Source organism: Kineococcus sp. AC630, from assembly GCF_979255925.1.
The window spans coordinates 1-1100 of record NZ_CEEDMJ010000056.1 but is presented as its reverse complement, the minus strand read 5'-3'; the positions used below and the strand labels follow the sequence as shown (position 1 = coordinate 1100).

Genomic DNA, 1100 nt, shown 5'->3' with positions numbered 1-1100 from the left:
CGGGCAGGGGCGCGGCGGCGGGCTGCTGGGCGGCGGTCTGGAGGAACGGCACGGGGGTCTGCCCGTTGGGCTCCTCGAAGACCTGCACGACCCACAGGCGACCGTCGCCGGACCGCACGGCACCGAGGCCGACGACGCTCACCTCCGGGCGAAGGATGTTCGCGCGGTGGCCCGGGGAGGCCATGAACGCACCCGCGAGCTGGTCGCTGTCGGCCCCGACGCCGACGTTCTCGGCGACGAGGGACCAGCCCTGCAACTGCGAGGACAGCTCCGGGTTGTGGTGCAGGTTCGCCTCGCCGGCCATCCGGAACGCCCAGTCGGTCGCGACCCGGTTCGCCTCCTCGGTGAGGCCGAGGGCGGGCAGACCGGCCTGCGCACGGGCCGCGTTCACGAGTTCGTAGGAGCGCCAGGCGGAACCGCCGTCACCTGCCAGCGACGTCTGCGCCTGTGCGGCACCGGCTCCCGAGACGGCACCGGCGACGGCAGCGACGAGGGCGGTCAAGCCCAGGACGCGGGAGCGGCGGGACGTGCGGGCAGTGGTGTCCACGGGGACCTCCGGGCGGTGAGGGGGCGTCGAGCGGGGGTGGCTCCCTCACTGCCTCGGCCGTGACCCCCGAGACCTGTAGCCCGATCGGGCGACCCGTCGTGACGCTCCGTCGACGCTTCAGTCCGCCGTTGAGCCGGCCGATGTCGGCGTGTGCGGGACCGCCCGCCCCTGGTCCGGGATCTCCCGGACGCGCTGCCGCTCGGCGGTCCCGGCGCTCCAGGTGGCCCCGGCGCTCGCCGCGACGACGAGCACGATCCCTACCGCCCCGGCGGCCGTCACGGCCTGACCGAGCAGCGCCCACCCCGCCAGCGAGGCGATGACGGGTTCGAGGCTGAGCAGGACGCCGAACGTCCGCTGCGGCATCCGGCGCAGGGCCGCGAGCTCCAGCGAGTACGGCACGACGGAGGCCGTGACGGCCGTCCCGAGCGCCAGCCACCAGCCGTTCGGCGCGGTCACCGCCTGCACCGCACCGGGGACACCCACCGGGGCGAGGACCAGCGTCGCGACCACCGTGGCCACGGCGAGCCCGCCGTGACCCGGCACGACCTGCCCC

2 protein-coding genes are annotated in these 1100 nt (G+C 75.7%); both read right to left on the bottom strand.

Annotated elements, in window-relative coordinates:
- Positions 1-547, bottom strand: a 547-nt coding sequence (locus AC0I8G_RS25830) for a CAP domain-containing protein (RefSeq protein WP_471732498.1), incomplete at its 3' end; no start/stop codon positions are given.
- Between the two features lie 117 nt (positions 548-664).
- Positions 665-1100, bottom strand: a 436-nt coding sequence (locus tag AC0I8G_RS25825) for an EamA family transporter (protein ID WP_471732497.1), incomplete at its 5' end; no start/stop codon positions are given.